This window comes from Nostoc sp. DSM 114159 (genome assembly GCF_053470285.1).
The window spans coordinates 2,355,736-2,374,697 of sequence record NZ_JBPFEH010000001.1; the positions used below are offsets into that span (position 1 = coordinate 2,355,736).

Here is an 18,962-nt window from a genome sequence, read left to right on the forward strand (position 1 = left end):
TCGGCAGCAATTCTTACTACACTTAGTATTCCCAAGTATAAGTATTATCTAACTCCATCTCTAATGTCTTCAACTATATTCGCTCCTTATCTCCAACGCCGATTTAGCCGCAGTAAACTTTTTATCTTTTGACAAAATCTTTCTACTAGAGGTCTAGGTTTTGATGCATCATATCTGGGCGATCGCGATCTTTGCGTACTCCCCGGATTTCTTAACTCTTCTTCTATTTGTGCAGCTTTATTTAAATCTGAAGCGGCTCTATATTCGTATCCCAGTTGTGAGCAAACTAGCCCACGATATTTATACGCGTCAATATAATCAGGATTGAGACGAATTGCGTGGGTAAAATCTGCGATCGCATCCTCATATCTTCCTTGTGTAGCATTTTCTACTCCTAAAGTGTAAAAAGTTTCTGCATCCCAACGATTGACAGATATTTTTGGGGGATTTTTAGGCGAAGATGAAGATGGATTTTTAGGAATAGGAGGCTCAGATGGAATTTCGGATTTGAGCCTGTTGTAAGCTGCGTTGATTGATTTGATTTTTTCCTCAGCTTCCTGTTTTTGTCTTTGCTCGACAAAGCGATCGGGATGCCAAATTTTAACCAGTTTACGGTAAGTTCGCTTCACCTGTGCTTGAGAGGCACCGGGTTTCAGCCCAAGAATTTCATAAGCATCATTAATATCGAAGCGATCGTCGCGCATACTGAAAAAATCGGCAATTAGATAAATCTATGTTAACTATTCCCCTAAATTCTCTCCAAACGCCCCATTCTGGCTATCACTGGGATGGCAGTAGCCGCCGCTTCTTTGAAGGTTGGTATTATCGCGTCACACTACCGGAAATTAGGCAAACATTTGCCTTTATGTACTCTATTGAAGATCCCATCGGCGGTAAACCTCACAGTGGTGGTGCAGCCCAAATCCTCGGCCCGGATGATGAGTATCTCTGCCGTACTTTTCCTGATGTCAACAAATTTTGGGGTAGTCGGGATGTTTTGGCTTTAGGTCATTGGGGTAAAAATAATTTGCAAGTTTCTCCCCTATACTTACTCCCAGCAGAGTTTGAGTATCACGTCCAAGAAGGATATCAAGCTACAGCCACCTTGAATCAGGGAATAATTCGCGATCGCGCCACCAATAATTATTGCCGTTGGCAGTATGAAATTCAACCAGTATACGGTTGGGGCAATCAAAATGGCATTCAGCAATCAACCGCAGGCTGGCTGTCATTCTTGCAGATTTTTGAACCTGGATGGCAAATTTTGATGGCTCACGGTTTAGCCAGTGGAAAGATTGACTGGAATGGCAAAATCTACGAATTCACTAACGCCCCAGCCTACGGCGAGAAAAATTGGGGTGGTGCTTTTCCTCAGAAATGGTTTTGGATAAACTGTAATTGCTTCGAGGGCGAACCCGACTTAGCATTAACTGCTGGTGGTGGACGGCGGGGTGTGCTGTGGTGGATGGAATCTGTAGCGATGATTGGACTGCACTATCAAGGCAAGTTTTATGAATTTGTTCCCTGGAATTCCCAAGTTGAGTGGGAAATTCAGCCTTGGGGTAGGTGGCAAATGAAAGCTAGCAACTCTAATTATGAAATTGAATTAACAGGAACCACAGATTTATCTGGTACACCTCTACGTGCGCCGACAGTAGAAGGTTTAAGATACTGTTGTCGGGATACTATGCAAGGAAAACTGAATTTAGAGTTACGAGAACTAAATGGCAGAAAATCTAAAGTAATTTTAAAAGCAAAAAGTTTTCTTTGTGGTTTAGAAGTAGGCGGTGGCTCTTGGGATAATTTTTGGCAGTCTACCTAAAACTACTGCTATAATTATATATGCTTCGCAGTTGGGGTTGTAGCTCAGTTGGATAGAGCGGACGCCTCCTAAGCGTCAGGTCGTGCGTTCAAGTCGCACCAGTCCCGTTATGTTTAGACAATTCATATATACAGCAATTAATATGGTAAGAGCATTGCTGTACCTATAAAAGTGGTACGCCAGTTCTCACAAGTCGGGATATCCGCCCATGCGATTGGCTCCAGTATTCCGTGCAATTGAGAACAACTATATAAAGTGGTTAAAACCCTTTGATGAATCGTCCGATATCGGTTAGGATAATCCATCAATTAGAGGAAAAACTCCAGGCACGCTTAATCGCGCTGTTACACAAAAACTAACCAAATTTATATTTGGGCAGTATTTGGGCAGATTCTTGGGAAGTTTGCTACTCTACTATCAATTGTTTTTTCTTATAGCCAGAGAAAATTGTGTACCAAGTAAATTAAGTTATTGAGCCTTGAATAAGCTACTCTTTACAAATAAATCTTTTCGTTTTATGGCTTTTGTCCTACCAATATTTATGTGGTTAGGATACAAAGAAGTACAAAACCAATTTGTGCAGCCGCAAGCAGTCCTAGTCTTAGGTGGTTCAACGAGACATTTAGAGCGAGAAAAGTTTACAGCCAAATTCGTTCGCGAGCATCCAAATATACCGATTTGGATTACAGGCGGCAGTCCACGTACATTCACCCAAAGAGTGTTTACCAAAGCTGGTGTCGATCCTCAACGTTTACACTTGGATTATGAAGCAGTAGATACAGTTACTAATTTTACTACTTTGGTAGATGATTTGCAAGCTCGCGGCATTAAGAGCGTTTATTTGATTACTTCAGATTTTCACATGCGTCGGGCTTGTGTCATTGGCGAAATTATTTTGGGTAGTCGGGGTATTTATTTAAAACCAGTGCCAGTTCCTTCCGAAAAACCCCCTGAATCTATCGAAAAATCTATTCGTGATGGAGCTAGAGCGATAATTTGGTTAGCAACTGGTTACACTGGTGTGGATGCCGCTAAAAATAAACGGTAAATCAAACTGATTTTGGATTTTTAATCGGTCAAAATCCAAATGACTAATGACAACCATCACTAGTCACTTATATGGTTAGGGAAAAAACGCCCCAAATTTCCCCACAATTTGATACCCTAGCTTAAACAGATTTGAGTAAAGTTAAAGCGTGGAAATTCAACTTGGGCGGGGAAAAACAGCTCGCAGAGCTTACGGAATAGATGAAATTGCTCTAGCCCCTGGTAATAGAACGCTAGACCCCAGTTTGGCAGATACTAAGTGGCGTATTGGCAATATTGAGCGAGAAATCCCGATTATTGCTAGTGCTATGGATGGCGTAGTAGATGTTCGTATGGCTGTACGTTTGTCACAGTTAGGAGCATTAGGTGTCCTCAACTTAGAGGGTATTCAAACTCGTTATGCCGACCCAGAGCCAATATTAGATCGGATTACCTCTGTGGGAAAAGATGAATTTGTTGCCCTCATGCAAGAACTCTATGCCGAACCAATAAAGCCTGAATTAATTGAACAACGTATTCAGGAAATTAAACAACAAGGCGGCATTGCAGCGGTGAGTGCGACTCCAGCCGGTGCAAGTAAATACGGTGAGGCAGTGGCAAAAGCTGGGGCAGATTTATTTTTTGTCCAGGCTACGGTAGTTTCTACTGCACATCTGTCACCAGAGTCTTTAGTACCACTCGATTTAGCAGAATTTTGCCGTTCCATGCCCATCCCTGTGGTGTTGGGGAATTGCGTGACTTACGAAGTTACGTTGAATTTGTTGAAAGCTGGGGCGGCTGGGGTACTGGTGGGAATTGGGCCGGGTGCTGCTTGTACTTCTCGTGGAGTGTTGGGTGTGGGTGTGCCACAGGCGACTGCGATCGCAGATTGTGCCGCAGCACGAGATGATTACTATAACGAAACTGGCAACTATATCCCCATTATTGCTGATGGCGGTTTAATCACTGGTGGCGACATTTGCAAATGTATCGCCTGTGGCGCTGATGGTGTGATGATTGGCTCCCCCTTTGCCAGAGCCGCAGAAGCCCCAGGACGAGGTTATCATTGGGGTATGGCGACTCCTAGCCCAGTTTTGCCCCGTGGCACCCGCATTCGCGTTGCCACCACTGGTAGCCTAGAGCAAATACTGATTGGTCCAGCAGGATTAGATGATGGTACTCACAATCTTTTAGGAGCCTTAAAAACCAGTATGGGCACTTTGGGAGCGAAAAATATTAAAGAAATGCAGCAGGTGGAAGTTGTGATTGCACCTTCTTTATTAACCGAAGGCAAAGTTTACCAAAAAGCTCAACAATTAGGTATGGGTAAGTGAAGGGAGTAGGGTACAGGTTAGAGGTTACAGGCTACAGATTATTTCCTATCACCTGTCACCTCTTCCCTAATCCCTAATCCTTCAATAAATTTTTCTGGCCCCTAAAACAATTGCTGGAAAAATCCGATATGTCGCTTACAATAGAGATAGCGGAGACGCATGTTTCCGTTCACTCCTCACACCACACTCCGCCCGGACTACTGTTCGGGCGGTTCCTTATGTTTGTAAATAAAATAAGAGAGCTTCTTTGCAAATGTACATCCTCGCACTCCCAAGCTGAGGTTTTTGCTATGGTAGAATTTTCACCAAGCTCAGATATTATTGGCGAAGGTTTTAGGCATGTCAACAGCCGCACAAGTTACCGATTCTAGTTTCAAGCAAGAAGTACTCGACAGCGATGTACCAGTTTTAGTTGACTTTTGGGCACCCTGGTGCGGACCATGCCGTATGGTAGCTCCTGTTGTCGATGAAATCTCCGAACAGTACAAAGGTCAAATAAAGGTCGTAAAAGTCAACACAGATGAAAATCCGAATGTTGCTAGTCAGTACGGCATCCGCAGCATTCCCACATTAATGATTTTTAAGGGTGGGCAAAAAGTGGATATGGTGGTCGGCGCTGTGCCTAAAACTACATTAGCTTCCACTCTCGAAAAGCATCTTTGAAACTCAATCGGTAATAAAATCCTCTTGAGTTATCCATTTTGTTCTAACTTTAAGTTAATTTTCATAAACAAGTTTGAGAGCCGCGAATTTCTCGTTTCTCAAACTTGTTTACATTTGTATACAGTTTCTGAATACTTTAGTGTGAGTTCTACAAGCCCTTTTTTCACCTCTCCCCCAACCCCTCTCCAACACGGAGAGGAGAGCCAAAACCCTAATTTATCGTTGCTCCTCCCTTGACCCGTGGGAGAGGGAGGTTGTTCGGGAGAAGTTCATCGAACTCACGTTATTTTAGGAGTTTTCTACCTCAAAAACAACTCCCTAATTCCTGTACTACCAATTTCCACCGCTAACGCCGCCAACAGAAAACCCAAAAGTTGAGTCACAATTACTCCACCTTCTGCACCAATCCAATGGTCAATCAGATTTGCTAAACGCAAAATCAACCAAGTGATAAACATTGCCCCTAAGATACCCACCACCACAGCAATATGCGGACTCTGTGATTTCGACATCAGCAACATTACCGTCGTCAAAGTCCCCGGCCCTGCTAGCAGCGGTAAAGCTAGTGGAGTAATTGCGACATCGCGTCCTTCTTCAAGAATTGGCCTATCTAATTCTCCCCGCAGCATTTGCAAAGCAATTAACAGCAACAATATTCCTCCTGCTATTTGCAAAGAGCCGATACTGATTTCCAAGTAATTTAAAATTATTTGTCCTGCAAAGGCAAATAGCAAAAGAACTGCGATCGCAATGATAATTGCTTTATCTATAACTTTGTTTCTTTGGTCTGGCATCATGCCCTTAGTCAAAACTAAAACAATCGGTATATTGCCCACAGCATCCGCCAAGACAAACACAGCGATAAATGTTTGAATGAGAATAGAAATATCCACAGTAGACAGTTTTTATCAAGGTTTGATCGCAATCTAATCTTTATCTTGCTCAGTTTGCTAGAACCCAGAGGAAGATTAAGATCGACAATAAAACAAGTCTGTTAAAGAAAATCTTGGCTGATGGATTTCTAATTAAGTTCCACAGATTTGGAAGTAGCGATATATTTTGATAATCTATCTTCCATAAATCAACTATTCATTGTTGAATCTATGAAGTCTTATTTAGCCGCCGCTATTCAATTGACCAGTGTGTCCGATTTACACAAAAATTTGGCGCAGGCAGAAGAATTAATAGAGCTTGCCGTGCGTCAAGGTGCTGAATTGGTAGGTTTGCCAGAAAACTTTTCTTATATGGGAGAAGAAAAAGATAAACTCGCACAAGGTGATGCGATCGCTCTTGAAAGTGAAAAATTTCTCAAAAAAATGGCTCAACGCTTTCAAATTACCATCTTGGGCGGCAGTTTTCCACTTCCGGTAGACAATACAGGCAAAGTTTATAACACTACTTTACTCATTGACCCAAACGGTCAAGAACTTTCCCGCTACTACAAAGTACACCTATTTGATGTTGATGTTCCTGACGGCAACACCTATCGCGAATCCAGCACGGTTGTGGCTGGTACGCAACTACCACCCGTCCATTTTTCAGAAAAACTCGGTAATTTAGGGCTTTCTATTTGTTATGATGTCCGATTCCCAGAACTGTATCGTCATCTAGCAGATAAGGGAGCGGATGTTATCTTTATTCCCGCCGCTTTTACCGCCTTTACAGGTAAAGACCACTGGCAAGTACTACTACAAGCCAGAGCCATCGAAAACACCGCCTACGTCATTGCTCCCGCCCAAACGGGGAATAACTACGCCCGTCGTCTAACCCACGGCCACGCCGTTATTATCGACCCTTGGGGTGTAATTTTAGCCGATGCTGGAGAGAAACCGGGAATTGCGATCGCAGAAATCAAGCCCACAAGGCTAGAACAAGTCCGGCGTCAAATGCCATCTTTACAGCATCGCGTGTTCTAGGGAGTAGAGAGCAGGGGAGGCAAGGGGAGCAGGGGAAGAAGCAAGGGAACTCTTAGCTGGGAGCAGGGAGTGAGGGAGTGAGGGAGTTAGGGGACAAGGAGATAAACAAAACTCCTAACTCTTAACTCTTAACTCTTAACTCCTAACTCAGCACGGGCTAAACGCCCCGCTATCGCTAACAGCACTTCTAACGCCCAATGCCCAACCTTGATAAATAAAACAAAAAACCGGGTGTTTACCCGGTTTCTGACAACATTAAAATCCTCAGTTTTTTAGCAGCATAGTTTTCCTATGCTGCTATTTATTTGCTGTCAAAATTAAACTTTAGCAGCTGATTTGGTAACAACGTTAAGTTCACCTTTAGCATACTTAGCAGCAAAATCTTCCAAAGAAATTTGCTTAATCTTGCTTGCATTGCCGGCTGTGCCAAATTGTTGATAGCGTTCAGCACAAACCTTCTGCATGTATGTAATAGAAGGCTTGAGGAAGTGACGGGGGTCAAACTCCTCTGGTTTTTTAGCCAAAGCTTCACGTACAGCAGCAGTAATAGCCAAACGGTTGTCGGTGTCGATGTTTACTTTACGTACACCACTCTTGATGCCTTTTTGGATTTCTTCTACAGGTACACCGTAGGTTTCAGGAATTGCACCACCATACTCGTTAATCAATGCAAGCAAATCTTCAGGTACAGAAGAAGAACCGTGCATTACCAAGTGGGTGTTAGGCAGACGGCGGTGAATTTCTTCAATGCGGCTGATAGCCAAAATTTCACCAGTCGGCTTGCGAGTAAACTTGTAAGCACCGTGGCTTGTGCCAATGGCAACAGCCAAAGCATCTACTTGAGTTGCTTCTACGAAGTCAACAGCTTCATCGGGGTCGGTTAGCAATTGGGAGTGGTCGAGTGTACCTTCAAACCCGTGACCATCTTCAGCTTCACCAGCACCAGTTTCTAGAGAACCCAAACAACCAAGTTCACCTTCAACGCTGACACCTAAAGCATGAGCTACATTTACAACTTCGCGGGTAACACTAACGTTGTACTCGAAGCTAGCAGGAGTTTTCGCATCAGCTTCTAAAGAACCATCCATCATCACACTAGTGAAGTTGTTCTTAATCGCTGAGTAGCAGGTAGCAGGCGCATTACCATGATCTTGGTGCATGACAATGGGAATGTGAGGATAGGTTTCTACCGCAGCCAAAATCAGGTGGCGGAGGAAGTTTTCTCCTGCATAATTACGAGCGCCGCGTGAAGCTTGTAAAATTACAGGGCTATCTGTCTCGACAGCAGCCTTCAGGATCGCCTGAATCTGCTCCAAATTGTTAACGTTGAAAGCTGGGATGCCGTAACCGTTTTCAGCTGCGTGATCCAACAGCAGCCGCAGTGGTACAAGCGCCATAGATAGTCCTCCTAATGTGGTTGTCAGCTAGTCGGTCTGAGAGAAGCGTAATCATTACGCTAAATCTTAAGAGTTTTTTCAACTTACTTATAGGAAATTATAACTAGTGTGGTGTATCTATGTTGAAAAAGTTTACGCCATAGTTATTATAAATATGTTCTATACTTGCTTTCTACTGCTGTACTATGTCCTATAGTTGCTCTGTATTGCTGTACATTTAGCTACCCTAGAATTACTAGCTTTGGTAGCTTATTATCCCAAATGCTTCTTTGTGCAATTACTAAGGCTTCTTTACATCATTTAATAAACTTTTATATGGGTCGCCCGGGATTCGAACCCGGAACTAATCGGTTAAAAGCCGAGTACTCTACCGTTGAGTTAGCGACCCTTTCTTTGCATTTCGCAACTTTGCCATCATAGCATAGACATCTATAGATTTGTAAATAGGTTTAGAAAAAATTTGCCGTAAACCTTACAGATGCCGTATAGTTGCTTCCTGGTTCTAATACAGTCAGGTTTTCACCAGTGTTCAGGGAGTTACGGGGAGCGCTCCACGGTTCAAGGCAGTAGAAATCTTTGCCTTTGAGCGTCCAAAACACCAAAATCGGATATTTATTCCCGTAATCTAGAGTTAGTTTTAACTTGCGGCTGTTGTCTATGACTGCGGCTGATTGACTGGTTAGCTGCTTAAAGGCAACGTCAATTTCATCGCGGTTAAAGTCAAAATTACCATCAAAGGGGTGAATTTCCTTGCTTATCTGGTCTTGATACTGTTGGGAAGGAATTTCAAACTTTAGGGCAGCTTTATCATTTGTCAGAAAATAAGGATGGAAACCTGTAGAAAAGGGCAGTGATGTGGATGAAAGATTTTTATACTGTTGCCGAATTTCTAAGGTATTACCTTGGAGTTCGTAAGTGAACTGCACTTGAAAGTCAAAAGGATAAACAGCCCGTGTTTTCTCGTTGCTGTTGAGGACGAGGGTGAGGCTAGCTTTATCTTCAGTTACTTGGTCAGTTACTTCCCACGGCAAGTCACGCGCAAAGCCGTGTTGTTTCAAAGTATATTGCTGACCATTATGAGTATAAGTATTATCAGGTATATTGCCGCAGATGGGAAACAAAATAGGATTCCCACCTCTGACACTCAAATCAGGATTAGCAAAGCGTTCAGTATCTAAATAGAAAATTTCTTGCCCCTGTATACGCCAGCGAGTGATGATACCACCACGTTCTGGAACAACTTCCAGTTGAGAACCACCGTTTTCATCTGAAAGGATGTAGGTTTTGTATTGTTGCTGTTGAAGTGCAATGGTAAACACAAATTTAGTCCTAATTGGGGATTGGGGATTGGGAATTGGGGATTGGGGATTGGGCATTGGTTATTCTCTTTGTCACCCTTACCTCCATGCCCCATACCCTATTCCCTAAAATTTATTCGTCTTCTGCAAACACGAAACGATATAACTCGCTGGGGTCTGGTTCGGGACTGCTTTCGGCGAACTTAACGGCTTCGTCGATTACATCCTGAATTTTACGATCGATTGCTTTAATTTCTCCCTCATCCGCTAGGTTTTGCTCTAGCAAATAAGCTGCCAACTTCTTAATTGGGTCGCGGGCGAACCAAAATTCTTTCTCCGCTTTGCTTCGCATTTCATCTGGGTCTGCCAAGGAGTGACCCCGGAAGCGGTAGGTAAGCGCCTCAATTAATGTTGGGCCTTCACCTGCACGGGCACGGGCTACAGCTTCTTGAGCGACGGCTCGAACTGCTAGTACATCCATGCCATCTACTTCCACACCCACCATGTTAAATACGCTGGCTTTTTTATAAATCTCTGGCTGGGAAGTAGCGCGTTCGTGAGACATCCCAATGGCCCACTTATTATTTTCGACTACGAAAATAATTGGCAGTTTCCATAGGGCTGCCATATTTAGTGTCTCGAAAAACTGACCGTTATTAGCTGCACCGTCGCCAAAAAAGCAAGCTGTCACTTGGTCAGCGTTTTTATCTCCCAGCACTTCGCGGCGGTATTTGGTTTGAAAAGCCGCCCCAGCTGCTACAGGAATTCCCTCAGCCACAAAAGCATAGCCACCCAACAAGCGATGTTGAGCAGAAAACATATGCATGGAACCACCGCGCCCTTTGCTGCAACCTGTGGCTTTACCAAATAATTCTGCCATTACCTCTTTTGCTGGTACGCCTGCACTGAGAGCATGAACGTGGTCGCGGTAAGTACTACAAACGTAATCTTCACCCGGTCGCATTGACTGCACAACACCACTGCAAACGGCTTCTTGACCGTTGTACAAATGGACAAAACCAAACATTTTACCTCTGTAGTACATTTCAGCGCATTTGTCTTCAAACAAGCGCCCTAACACCATATCCTCATACAACCGTAACCCTTCTTCTTTTGTAATTTGCGTAGTAGCAGCATTAAAAGTGGGTAAAGTACGCTCTTGAACCATTATTTTTGAGTATCCCTGTTGTACAACTTAAAGTTACGGTCTTAAATAAGTTGGTCTGATAACACCTCAGCTTTTAACAGGCTAGCGTTTGTAAGACTCAACAATCAAACTTTATTTATGCACCAAAAAAGGGTCTTAGGGAATAGCTGAATTTTTAATTTTTGATTTTTAACTTTTCAGCTGATGCCCCGTGAGGATTTGACTCTAAGGGCAATATCTAGCGCTTTCGGTTTTCTCCCTCACCAAAACAGTGCTGAGTAGCGTTAGCGGATAGCTAAGGTTTAGCCCGTGCTGAGTAAAAAGTAAAATTAGACCGATTAGGCATCAAATCAGTTACGAGTAGTGAGTACTTAGCAAAAGATTCACAAGTACTACGTCTTACTCATTACTTCTTACTCAAAACTCAGCACTCCTGAATATTCCCCTTCACAGACTAGCAATCAAGATAGACTGCTTTCTGCATATCCATTAACAATTTAAAAAAAAGCAGGCAAAAATCTATAATACCGAAATAGGTAATTGTAATGAAGGGTAAATTATGATATGATTTTTGTCTCCTGTTATCAGGGTAAAACCCTCAATAGTGGTATTTTTGTTACTGCCTAGTAGGAAAGTACCAAAAAAATCAATCATCATATAGATTCTTCCAGCCACAACAATTATGCCGCGATTAAAAACGGTAGTTGTGGTTTGTGGTATCGAAGGCTGATAATAGTTGTGTTAAACAAAAATACTAAGAATTAAAACAAACAATTGAGGCTTTCTAGGCGAAAGCAAAAAATTAGTACTAAAATGTGACTCAAAATTTCGGGAAGGTACAAAACAAGTTGTTGCAATATACACTTGTAGAGTAAATTCTATACGGCATTTTTATGGCACGGTTTTACGGCCTGGAACGCTCTAGGTAAATTATGTTGATCGCGGTGCAGGGGAAGTAGGCTGTGCGAATTCCGCTAGATTACTACCGAATTTTAGGACTACCGTTGGCGGCAAGTGATGAACAATTGCGGCAGGCATATAGCGATCGCATTGTACAATTGCCGCGACGCGAGTATTCTCAGGCAGCAATTTCTTCTCGTAAACAACTCATAGAAGAAGCTTACGTGGTTTTATCAGATCCAAAACAACGCAGTACCTACGATCATCTCTATCTTGCTCACGCCTACGATCCTGATAACCTTGCTGCTGCCACGGTAGCACTGGAAAATCCTCCAGAAAGCACCAAAAGGGGTAGTGACACTCAGAGTTTGGGTATCGAAATTACTCAAGACGAATTAGTAGGTGCTTTATTAATTTTGCAAGAGTTAGGGGAATACGAACTTGTATTAAAACTAGGTCGTCCGTATCTGGTAAATAAAAATAATGCTACAAGTGCAAGAAAGGGTAATAATTTAGCAGAGGAAGAAATACACGAAAGTGCTGAATACCCAGATGTTGTTCTCACTGTTGCCCTTGCTTGTCTAGAATTAGGTCGCGAACAGTGGCAACAAGGTCACTATGAAAATGCCGCCATATCCCTAGAAACTGGTCAAGAACTGTTAGTACGCGAAGGGTTGTTCGCCAGTGTCCAGGCGGAAATTCAGGCGGATCTTTATAAATTGCGACCATATCGAATTTTGGAGTTGTTGGCACTACCTCAAGAAAAGACTGCCGAACGAAGCCAAGGTTTGGAATTATTGCAAAATCTCTTAGAAGATCGTGGCGGGATTGATGGCACAAACAATGATGATTCTGGTTTAAACATAGATGACTTCCTGCGTTTTATCCAGCAGCTACGTAACCACTTAACAGTCGCCGAACAGCACAAGTTATTTGAAGCCCAAAGCAAACGTCCTTCTGCTGTTGCCACTTACTTAGCTGTTTATGCCTTAATAGCGCGGGGATTTGCTCAACGGCAACCTGCTTTAATTCGTCAAGCAAGGCAAATGCTTATGCGTCTGGCCAAACGCCAAGACGTACATTTAGAACAGTCGTTATGTGCTTTACTTTTGGGACAAACTGAAGAAGCAACTCGGGTTTTAGAACTTAGTCAGGAGTACGAAGCTTTAGCTTTTATTAGAGAAAAATCTCAAGACTCTCCAGATTTGTTACCAGGGCTGTGTCTATATGCAGAACAATGGTTACAACACGAAGTATTTCCCCATTTTCGAGATTTAGCAAACCAGCAAGCTTTTCTAAAAGATTACTTTGCTAACCAACAGGTACAAGCTTATTTAGAAGCACTGCCAACGGATGCAGAAACAACTAATGAGTGGGCTGTAATTAACCCCCAAAATTTTCCTCAGCCGCAGACAAATAATTCGCCTTTTCCTAAGAATTCAACTAAAACTCCAACGCAATTTAACCACAGCAGAACACCTGACTTAAATTTGCCAGACACATCAGAATATTCAAACTTCTCACCACCTACGTGGAATTTATCTGGAAGTGTAAAATCAGAGGTTCCTGCTGCTGAACGAACGAGCAGAGGCACAAAGGAGTATTTGAACGGTTCAGCTAAAAATGCTACACCTGCTCATAACCAAAAGCGTCGGCAAAGAAGAAAATCTACTCCATCTGCTATCCGGGAGCGTGTACCGGACAATCGCCCCCATTCTCGTCGTCCTCGGCGGCGGCGAACTTTTGCTAACACCATTGAAGGAAAAACACGGCTGGTATGGAGAGTGTTTATTTCTTTAGTGAGTATTTTAGTTTTTTGGGTGTTAGCCACAACAACTTTTGGATGGTTAAAAAATCTGTTTTTTCCGACACGACCTGCACCTGTTTCACAGTTGTTTGTACAAATAAATCAACCACCAATATCTATTCCTCCTCCAAATAGTCCACCACAAGGACTAGATGGCCCTTTAACAGATACTGCGGCAGAGGAAATCATTCGTACTTGGCTATCTACTAAAGCCGAAGCTTTAGGGCCGAATCATGAGATTAATAATTTAGAGCAGATTTTAACTGGTTCAGCTTTGTCTCAATGGCGGCTGATTGCTCAACAGGCTAGGTCAGACAACCGCTACCGCAAGTACGACCATAGCGTAAAGGTGGAATCTGTAGAGAAAATTGATTTATTCGCAGATCGTGCCGCAGTGGTAGCTACGGTGAAGGAAGCGACGCAGTTATATGAAAATGGTCAGTATAAAAATTCTTCTGACGATAAATTGCGAGTTCGGTATGATTTGATTCGACAACGAGGTAAATGGCGTATTCAGAGTACATCTGTTGTGAATCAGATAATTAGATAAGTTTGAATTTTTAGGCGATGTCTACGAAAATTCAATAATATCAAGTTCGCTAATTCCAGTTTGGGAATAAAATTATTTGATTTATTCGTTTCACCCTATGTCATCAAAATCTTATTTACTGACTTCTCATCTACAAATACGTAGCCAGTTTGTAGCGTACAGAATTCACGGATTTTCCAGTCCCTAAATGTTGGTAGGGACTGGAATAGCATTACTGAGTTGATGATTCTTGCTGGCATGAGTTTTAAAATTGACCTCTTGACAATCCACTCATGCCATCTCTCTCCATCTTCACCAAAAGTTGTCAAGTACCAGTTTATTTTGCAGTTAGAATTTGGAAATAGCTTTTGTATTGGTATTCTAGTCCTCCATATGAAACGTAGCAGATTTTGTTTGGTGGATAGTATTTTCCAGGTGCATATCCCGTAGAAAGGATGGCTCTGCAAACATATAATGTGTTTTTACCATTATCTTCATTGCCCCCCCAAACTCGATCGTTAGGCAACTTCCCCGAAAAATTTATCCATTTCCAGTTATTTCCTGTTAGTACACGATATTTTGTATAATGATATTCTTTACCTCCCCACGGGATGTAGCAATATTTATAACTTGGTGCTGCCATCTTTCCAGGTGTATACTCACCATCATGTATAGCTTGACAAACATACAGTTTAGTTCCATTCTGACTGCCACCTACAACAGCACTACGAGGTAAAGTTCCGCTTTTTCCCGGAGTCCATAAAACACCCGCTAATGCAGGTACTCCTATAGAAACTGCTATTCCAACTGCTAGGAGTGTAGCGATCCGATTAAATTTTATTAAATTTGCTGCGATAGCTTTCAATTGCATATTTGATAAACTCCCAATTTTTATAGTTTTTAGTGAATTTATACAAAACACAAAATGACGTAAGAATATGAAAACTCAAGTTTTCGGAGAGTGGTGAATAATAAATTAATATTTGAAAATATTCAACTTATTAAAAACCCAATTTAATATTTTCATTTTTTATTATGTATTCGTAAAAGAAAAATAAAAAGTTACATTTATACTCAGAAACTATCCTGATAAGAGCTTAAGGGAGCTTTATCCGGTTTAGTAAAGGTTGATTATTGTCAAGCGATGCCTGCGGCGGACTACGCCTAAGCGCTTTGTAACTTAGTAGCGATAGTCGTCCTTTGATCGCCAAAAAATAACCTTTTTTGGCGTTGCATAGTTGCGGGATGATTTAGTAACTTCCAAAATTCTCCCCTTGCTTCCCCTGCCTCCCCTGCTTGCCCTGATTCATCCCACTGTTCTGCAACGCCCTTTTTTTAACTAGTTTCATCAAGTATAGATTTACAAGCTGCGCCTAATGTGATTAGTAATGCTGCGATCGCCAATTTTTTGAGTTGCATCGGCTTTTTGACCTTGCTCGATAGACCTGACGTTAAATCATTTCTCCTTTGATACAGCCAGCGTTATTCCCCAGAACTTTCCAACACCCCTAGTAAACTTTTCAACATCAAATAAGCAGAAGTTCCTCCTGGGTCTGGATGTCCGATACTCCGTTCCCCCAGGTAGCTAGCCCGTCCCTTTTTCGCCTGCATTGGTATAGTTTCCTGCAACCCTTTGTGGGCTGCTGCTACAGCTTGTTGCATAGCTTCCAGCGTTCCCTTACTTTCTTCTACAGCTTGCCCAAAAGCGGCTACAGCTGGAGACAGCACATCCACCATTGTTTTGTCTCCTGGTTGCGCTTTACCACGTTGCAGCACGCCGTCTAAACCTGCTTGGAGTATTCCTAAAACATCTTGGTCTGTTAATTCTTGCTTACCAACTACTGCTGTACTGGCTCGTAAAAACCAAGTGCCATAAAGAGGGCCACTAGCACCGCCAATAGAAGAAATCAAAGTCATACTTACAGCTTTGAGAATGCTGCTGATATCCTTGTCTTTTTGAGTTGGTAACTGAGCGCTTACTTTTTTGAAGCCACGATCCATATTGATCCCGTGGTCAGCATCTCCGATCGCAGCATCTAATTCTGTCAAATATGCTTTATTCTGCTCTATCTCGGTTGCATAAGCCTGCAACCATTGTAGTATCTGCGACTGACTTAACATAATTCGTAATACTCGCCAAAGGCGAGAAGCAAGCTACGTAATTCGTAATTATGAAATTCCCCAGCGCCAACTTGGTGTTTTGACTGGTGCATCCCATAGGCGGATCGTCTCGTCATCTAATTTCAGCAGGGTAATGGAGCAACCTTGCATTTCTAAAGATGTAATGTAAGGGCCTATCAAGTTTCGCACAATTTGCAATCCTTGCTGTTCGCAGATTTGGGCGAGTTTGCGATAAACAATATATAGTTCTGAAATCGGAGTTCCACCCATACTATTGACGAAAGCTAAGAGGCGATCGCCTTTGGCAAATGGTAGACTTGTTAGTTCTACATCTACCCATTCTCCTTTGTCTTCGTCCCATTCGCGGAGCGTGCGGGTGTATGCTGCATCTTCAATGAGCGATCGCGTTAAAATTTCGGTAATCTCATCTACTGATTTTATGCTTGTGCGTTCTGTTCCTGGCTCACCGTGGATACCGATACCTAATTCAATTTCGCGATCGCTCAATTCAAATGTCGGCGTTCCATTAGCGGGCACTGTACAAGATGTTAGAGCAATTCCCATACTCCGCCCATTCAAATTTACTCGGCGACACAAATTTGCTATTTGTGGCAAATCATACCCTGCCTCAGCCGCCGCACCACAAATTTTTTCTGCCAGTATTGTTGTTCCTACACCTCGCCGTCCTTGGGTATAGAGACTATCTTTGACTGCTACATCGTCATCAATCAAAATATTTAGCGATCGAATGCCCTCACTACGGGCTAACTCTGTTGCTATCTCAAAGTTCATCACATCGCCACTGTAATTTTTGACGATATAAAGGATACCTGAACCTCCATCTACAAGCTTTGCTGCTTCTAGCATTTGGTCGGGAGTCGGTGAAGTGAAAACCTCACCAGGACAAGCTGCATCAAGCATTCCTTTGCCCACGAAGCCAGCGTGCATTGGTTCATGTCCACTGCCACCACCTGAAATAATTGCTACTTTACCCGGAATAAGTGCATTGGCTCGATAGACAAAAGTCGGATCGTAGTTCAGTTTAATTAAATCGGAATGAGCCGCCGCCATACCTTCTAGACTTTCTTGCACAAAGTCTTCTGGCTTGTTGATCAGCTTTTTCATAATCCGTGTTTGGTTAAAAGGGTGCTAAAACCCAGGTTATACCAATTCAAAATTCAAAATTCAAAATTCAAAATTAAGAATTCAGACAGGACAAGGGTTTAGGGCTGCCTATCTGTCGCATTCTTTTTTCAAATTGGTATTATAGCGATCGCTGGTTTGTATGCAATAGAGGCTGACCTCTCTCCTAAAAGGAGCAATGGTGTACACACAAGTCAAAAAACTTCATCCACCAAAGATTTGCGGTGCGTTACGCTGGCTGACAAAGCTAAAACGCATTTGCTATTTCGGCGTACTCATTTGTTATTTCGGCGAACTCATTTGCTATTTCGGCGAACTCATTTGCTATTTCGGCGTACTCATTTGCTATTTCGACGTACTCATTTGCTATTTCGGCGTACTCAATTGCTATTTCGGAGTACTCAATTGCTATTTCGGAGTACTCAATTGCTATTTCGGAGTACTCAATTGCTATTTCGGCGTACTCATTTGCTATTTCGGCGAACGCATTTGCTATTTCGGCGTACTCAATTGCTATTTCGGCGAACGCATTTGCTATTTCGGAGTACTCAATTGCTATTTCGGCGTGTCCATAACGCACCCTACTGGCGTGTCAAGCTTTAAATGTTGCAATAAAATTTTTTGTGGGGTAGGCATCCTGCCATTGGTGTCAACTTAACGTGAAACCGAACGTCCGCCAGTCAGGGATTAAAATCCCTGTCTCATAGCAAAAGTCCTCACTCAGAGGACTAAAGATTACAGTCCATTTTAATGGACTTGGGTTTATTAGACCGCCGTTTTAACGGTGGGCGGACTTGTGTGTACATCGTAGCCTAAAAGGAGAGACTTTGAATTTTCCCCCTTCCCGCCACGAGTTGGGGGTTAGGGGGTTAGGTTTTTCCCTATCGCGTGAGAAAAGTGAGTTATCTAATGTTAATTCACAGATTCCATCCACTCGATACACTTGTGCATCTGCTGGCGTATGGTTTCTTTATCAGCATGAAACCTTCGTCCATGACCTGGTAGCACCCACTCAAAAGAGTAATTAGCCAAGTTACGCATCGATTTAGTCTGTTCTGACCAAGAATACCAGCAGGCATTGCGGAATGCAGCCAATTGGTGGAAGCTTTCTGACCAAGCGAGATGATCCCCAGTGAAGAGGAACTGATTTTTATAAAGTAAAACTGTGTGTCCTTTGGTGTGACCGGGAACTGGGATAATTAATAAATCTGGTGTCAAAGTAAATGGTTCAGAACCAGTTAGCTGTATTTCTACATTGCGAGTATCCGCAGTAATATCATCAGCATGAAGGATGCGATCGCACTGAAAATGCTCGGCAAACTTTTGATGATCTGCCACATCATCCTTATGAGTGAGGTACATATAACGAATTGGCCCCAGTTCTTCTAAACGCTTGACTAAAGGCGGTGTAAACCGGGGAGAATCCACCAAAATGTTACCTTCTGGAAGTTGAATTAAATAGCTAGCAGCACCATAAGATTTTTCCGAATGATAGCCGCAGTGGTAAACATTTTCCGCTACTAATAGAGGAAACTTTTCTTGAGCAACTTTGATATCTTTTGGTTTCTCAACAGTACCAATAGAACTAGTAGGACAAGCTAAAAGTGCTTCTAGCGCGGCTAATCTTTCCGCTTCATTGGTTGGTTGATGATAAACAGCCGATTGATCGTCTACATCATAAAAAACTTCAGGAGCCATCCAGCGACAGGTATCACAATCAATACAGGTAGTATCTACATAAAAATCGCCGTTGACATTTTGAGAGCGACGCTGATTTAAATGAGCCATATTAATCCTTTCGCTTCCAGCCACTTACTGGGGAGCGATAAACTCTATATCACTACGCTAGCAAAAGTAAC

Annotated in this window: 16 protein-coding genes and 2 tRNA genes; 7 read left to right on the forward strand and 11 right to left on the reverse strand. The window is 42.6% G+C overall.

The annotated features are described in order from the left end of the window. Positions 1-86: 86 nt before the first annotated feature. Entirely contained in the window at positions 87-704 is a 618-nt protein-coding gene (locus ACR5KR_RS09675) for a DnaJ domain-containing protein (RefSeq protein ID WP_448266334.1), read from the reverse strand. A 29-nt stretch (positions 705-733) separates the two neighbouring features. Here ACR5KR_RS09675 and ACR5KR_RS09680 point away from each other — a divergent pair, with 29 nt between their 5' ends. From ACR5KR_RS09680 to trxA, 5 genes are all read left to right on the forward strand, one after another. Further along, positions 734-1,822, forward strand: coding sequence for a tocopherol cyclase family protein (locus tag ACR5KR_RS09680; protein ID WP_448266335.1), 1,089 nt, complete (start codon positions 734-736; stop codon positions 1,820-1,822). Between the two features lie 33 nt (positions 1,823-1,855). Then, positions 1,856-1,929: transfer RNA gene (locus ACR5KR_RS09685), tRNA-Arg, on the forward strand. 410 nt (positions 1,930-2,339) lie between these two features. Beyond that, entirely contained in the window at positions 2,340-2,870 is a 531-nt protein-coding gene (locus tag ACR5KR_RS09690) for a YdcF family protein (RefSeq protein WP_445626759.1), read from the forward strand. Positions 2,871-3,018: 148 nt separating this feature from the next. After that, positions 3,019-4,182 carry a GuaB3 family IMP dehydrogenase-related protein gene (locus ACR5KR_RS09695; RefSeq protein WP_322670253.1) on the forward strand — a complete coding sequence of 388 codons (1,164 nt, stop codon included), beginning with the start codon at positions 3,019-3,021 and terminating at the stop codon, positions 4,180-4,182. A 339-nt stretch (positions 4,183-4,521) separates the two neighbouring features. Further along, positions 4,522-4,845 (forward strand): thioredoxin, encoded by a 324-nt coding sequence (gene trxA / locus ACR5KR_RS09700; RefSeq protein ID WP_104909616.1) that lies wholly within the window; start codon positions 4,522-4,524, stop codon positions 4,843-4,845. A 299-nt stretch (positions 4,846-5,144) separates the two neighbouring features. Here the strand turns inward: trxA and ACR5KR_RS09705 are convergent, their stop codons facing one another. Beyond that, positions 5,145-5,738 carry a MarC family protein gene (locus ACR5KR_RS09705; protein WP_448266337.1) on the reverse strand — a complete coding sequence of 198 codons (594 nt, stop codon included), beginning with the start codon at positions 5,736-5,738 and terminating at the stop codon, positions 5,145-5,147. Positions 5,739-5,948: 210 nt separating this feature from the next. Between ACR5KR_RS09705 and ACR5KR_RS09710 the strand changes: the two genes are divergently transcribed. Continuing rightward, the gene (locus ACR5KR_RS09710; protein ID WP_448266339.1) at positions 5,949-6,761 is read left to right on the forward strand and encodes a carbon-nitrogen hydrolase family protein; all 813 of its coding nucleotides are present in this window, start codon (positions 5,949-5,951) and stop codon (positions 6,759-6,761) included. Positions 6,762-7,078: 317 nt separating this feature from the next. Here the strand turns inward: ACR5KR_RS09710 and fba are convergent, their stop codons facing one another. The 4 genes from fba to pdhA form a co-directional block, all read right to left on the reverse strand. After that, on the reverse strand, positions 7,079-8,158 hold the full coding sequence (gene fba, locus ACR5KR_RS09715) for a class II fructose-bisphosphate aldolase (RefSeq protein WP_445626756.1): 1,080 nt from the start codon (positions 8,156-8,158) through the stop codon (positions 7,079-7,081). A 316-nt stretch (positions 8,159-8,474) separates the two neighbouring features. Then, positions 8,475-8,546 (reverse strand) — tRNA-Lys (locus tag ACR5KR_RS09720). 61 nt (positions 8,547-8,607) lie between these two features. Continuing rightward, positions 8,608-9,477 carry an aldose epimerase family protein gene (locus tag ACR5KR_RS09725; protein ID WP_448270149.1) on the reverse strand — a complete coding sequence of 290 codons (870 nt, stop codon included), beginning with the start codon at positions 9,475-9,477 and terminating at the stop codon, positions 8,608-8,610. Between the two features lie 112 nt (positions 9,478-9,589). After that, a complete protein-coding gene (gene pdhA, locus ACR5KR_RS09730; RefSeq protein ID WP_445626755.1) occupies positions 9,590-10,624 on the reverse strand; it encodes a pyruvate dehydrogenase (acetyl-transferring) E1 component subunit alpha in 1,035 nt (344 codons plus the stop codon). 941 nt (positions 10,625-11,565) lie between these two features. Here pdhA and ACR5KR_RS09735 point away from each other — a divergent pair. Further along, on the forward strand, positions 11,566-13,860 hold the full coding sequence (locus ACR5KR_RS09735) for an IMS domain-containing protein (RefSeq protein ID WP_445626754.1): 2,295 nt from the start codon (positions 11,566-11,568) through the stop codon (positions 13,858-13,860). 316 nt (positions 13,861-14,176) lie between these two features. Here ACR5KR_RS09735 and ACR5KR_RS09740 read toward each other — a convergent pair whose 3' ends face one another. From ACR5KR_RS09740 to ACR5KR_RS09760, 5 genes are all read right to left on the reverse strand, one after another. Then, the gene (locus ACR5KR_RS09740; protein WP_448266341.1) at positions 14,177-14,710 is read right to left on the reverse strand and encodes a DUF3421 domain-containing protein; all 534 of its coding nucleotides are present in this window, start codon (positions 14,708-14,710) and stop codon (positions 14,177-14,179) included. Positions 14,711-15,321: 611 nt separating this feature from the next. Then, positions 15,322-15,960: a dihydroxyacetone kinase subunit DhaL gene (gene dhaL, locus ACR5KR_RS09745; protein WP_448266343.1), complete on the reverse strand. Its 639-nt coding sequence runs from the start codon at positions 15,958-15,960 to the stop codon at positions 15,322-15,324. A gap of 48 nt (positions 15,961-16,008) precedes the next feature. Further along, positions 16,009-17,085, reverse strand: a complete 1,077-nt coding sequence (dhaK, locus tag ACR5KR_RS09750; protein WP_448266344.1) for a dihydroxyacetone kinase subunit DhaK — start codon at positions 17,083-17,085, stop codon at positions 16,009-16,011. Between the two features lie 265 nt (positions 17,086-17,350). Beyond that, complete coding sequence (locus ACR5KR_RS09755) at positions 17,351-17,683, reverse strand: hypothetical protein (RefSeq protein ID WP_448266345.1); 333 nt, start codon at positions 17,681-17,683, stop codon at positions 17,351-17,353. 332 nt (positions 17,684-18,015) lie between these two features. After that, positions 18,016-18,891 (reverse strand): MBL fold metallo-hydrolase, encoded by an 876-nt coding sequence (locus ACR5KR_RS09760; RefSeq protein ID WP_445626750.1) that lies wholly within the window; start codon positions 18,889-18,891, stop codon positions 18,016-18,018. Between the last annotated feature and the right edge of the window lie 71 nt (positions 18,892-18,962).

Coding starts and splice junctions, on each gene's coding strand:
- ACR5KR_RS09690 (WP_445626759.1), top strand. CDS start 2,340: ATGGCTTTTGTCCTACCAATATTTATGTGGTTAGGATACAAAGAAGTA.
- ACR5KR_RS09740 (WP_448266341.1), bottom strand. CDS start 14,710: ATGCAATTGAAAGCTATCGCAGCAAATTTAATAAAATTTAATCGGATC.
- dhaK (WP_448266344.1), bottom strand. CDS start 17,085: ATGAAAAAGCTGATCAACAAGCCAGAAGACTTTGTGCAAGAAAGTCTA.
- ACR5KR_RS09710 (WP_448266339.1), top strand. CDS start 5,949: ATGAAGTCTTATTTAGCCGCCGCTATTCAATTGACCAGTGTGTCCGAT.
- fba (WP_445626756.1), bottom strand. CDS start 8,158: ATGGCGCTTGTACCACTGCGGCTGCTGTTGGATCACGCAGCTGAAAAC.
- dhaL (WP_448266343.1), bottom strand. CDS start 15,960: ATGTTAAGTCAGTCGCAGATACTACAATGGTTGCAGGCTTATGCAACC.
- ACR5KR_RS09675 (WP_448266334.1), bottom strand. CDS start 704: ATGCGCGACGATCGCTTCGATATTAATGATGCTTATGAAATTCTTGGG.
- ACR5KR_RS09760 (WP_445626750.1), bottom strand. CDS start 18,891: ATGGCTCATTTAAATCAGCGTCGCTCTCAAAATGTCAACGGCGATTTT.
- ACR5KR_RS09680 (WP_448266335.1), top strand. CDS start 734: ATGTTAACTATTCCCCTAAATTCTCTCCAAACGCCCCATTCTGGCTAT.
- pdhA (WP_445626755.1), bottom strand. CDS start 10,624: ATGGTTCAAGAGCGTACTTTACCCACTTTTAATGCTGCTACTACGCAA.
- trxA (WP_104909616.1), top strand. CDS start 4,522: ATGTCAACAGCCGCACAAGTTACCGATTCTAGTTTCAAGCAAGAAGTA.